This window comes from Pseudomonas sp. RW407, from assembly GCF_003176655.1.
In the GTDB taxonomy this organism is placed as follows: domain Bacteria; phylum Pseudomonadota; class Gammaproteobacteria; order Pseudomonadales; family Pseudomonadaceae; genus Pseudomonas; species Pseudomonas delhiensis.
In genome coordinates this window covers 493,142-494,284 of sequence record NZ_QGSL01000029.1, presented here as the reverse complement: position 1 = coordinate 494,284, position 1,143 = coordinate 493,142, and the positions used below count along the sequence as shown (strand labels likewise).

At 66.8% G+C, this 1,143-nt stretch carries 1 protein-coding gene and 1 pseudogene; both read left to right on the top strand.

Translation table 11 applies throughout. The features are described 5' to 3' along the window. Positions 1-120 (top strand): annotated as a pseudogene (locus tag DK254_RS03145) (acetaldehyde dehydrogenase); the annotation flags it as partial. Continuing rightward, positions 117-1,130: a 4-hydroxy-2-oxovalerate aldolase gene (gene mhpE, locus DK254_RS03140; protein ID WP_109932151.1), complete on the top strand. Its 1,014-nt coding sequence runs from the start codon at positions 117-119 to the stop codon at positions 1,128-1,130. The pseudogene DK254_RS03145 and the gene mhpE, both read left to right, overlap by 4 nt. Positions 1,131-1,143 lie beyond the last annotated feature (13 nt).

Sequence of the window (1,143 nt, the reverse complement as noted above, 5' to 3'; positions counted from 1 at the left end):
CTCGAAGTCGAAGGCGCCGCCCACTACCTGCCGGCCTACGCCGGCAACCTCGACATCATGACCTCCGCCGCGCTGGCCACCGCCGAGCGCATGGCGCACGCAATGGAGGCCTCGGCATGAGCCAGAAACTCTATATCTCCGACGTGACCCTGCGCGACGGCATGCATGCCATCCGCCACCAGTACAGCCTGGACGACGTGCGCGCCATCGCCGCGGCCCTGGACATGGCGAAAGTCGACTCCATCGAAGTGGCCCACGGCGATGGCCTGCAAGGCTCCAGCTTCAACTATGGGTTTGGCGCCCACACCGATCTGGAGTGGATCGAAGCGGCTGCCGACGTGGTCAAGCACGCGAAGATCGCCACCTTGCTGCTGCCGGGCATCGGCACCATCCACGACCTGAAGAACGCCTACACCGCTGGTGCCCGCGTCGTCCGTGTCGCGACCCATTGCACCGAAGCGGACGTCTCCAAGCAACACATCGAGTACGCCCGCGAGCTGGGCATGGACACCGTCGGTTTCCTGATGATGAGCCACATGCAGACCCCGGAAGGCCTCGCGCAGCAGGCCAAGTTGATGGAGAGCTATGGCGCCACCTGCATCTACGTGGTGGACTCCGGCGGGGCGATGAACATGGACGATATCCGTGCGCGCTTCCGTGCCGTGAAAAGCGTCCTGAAACCCGAGACCGAAACCGGCATCCACGCCCACCACAACCTCAGCCTCGGCGTGGCCAACTCCATCGCCGCGGTGGAGGAGGGCTGCAACCGCATCGACGCCAGCCTGGCCGGCATGGGCGCGGGGGCCGGCAACGCGCCGCTGGAGGTGTTCATCGCCGCCGCTGACAAGCTCGGCTGGCACCACGGCACCGACCTCTATGCGCTAATGGATGCCGCCGACGACCTGGTGCGCCCGCTGCAGGACCGCCCGGTGCGGGTGGACCGTGAAACCCTGGCCCTGGGCTACGCCGGCGTCTATTCGAGCTTCCTGCGCCACGCCGAGGTGGCCTCGGCGAAGTACGGGATCAAGGCCGTGGACATCCTCGTCGAGCTGGGCAAGCGGCGGATGGTCGGCGGCCAGGAAGACATGATCGTCGACGTCGCCCTGGACCTGCTGGCCACCCGCGCCTGACATCGAGCCCGAC

What these genes read in the sequence shown, in the direction of transcription:
- mhpE (WP_109932151.1), top strand. Translation starts at nt 117, where the DNA reads ATGAGCCAGAAACTCTATATCTCCGACGTGACCCTGCGCGACGGCATG.